Annotated in this window: 1 protein-coding gene; it reads left to right on the top strand. The window is 68.6% G+C overall.

What is annotated here, in order from left to right; translation table 11 throughout:
- Positions 1 to 401: DUF5801 repeats-in-toxin domain-containing protein (locus tag DH10_RS35975; RefSeq protein WP_192385963.1), on the top strand; the 401-nt coding region annotated here is incomplete at both ends.

Genomic DNA, 401 nt, shown 5'->3' on the forward strand with positions numbered 1-401 from the left:
GGCGACGGCGCAGGCGCCAACGGCTTCTCGTTCGCCGCCCTAAACGGCACCAGCGGCACGGTCGGCACCGAGACGGTGGCCTACAGCTGGGATGCTGGCACCAACACGCTGACGGCGACCGGCCCGCGCGGCACTCTGTTCACCGTCCATGTGACGGACCCGGCAACCGGCGCCTACACGGTGACGCTGGTCGACAACGTGCTGCATGCGGGCGGCCCCAACGACGAGAACGCGGTCGATCCGACAACCAGCCTGACCTACACCATAACCGATGCCGACAACTCGTCCACGACCGGCACGCTGACCATCACCTTCGACGACGACGCGCCGACGGCTTCGACCGAGGCCCCGCAGAACGTCGCCGAAGGCGGCACGATCACCGGCACGCTGGACTTCGTCGC

The organism is Mesorhizobium silamurunense, from assembly GCF_014843825.1.
Classification (GTDB): Bacteria; Pseudomonadota; Alphaproteobacteria; order Rhizobiales; family Rhizobiaceae; genus Mesorhizobium; species Mesorhizobium silamurunense.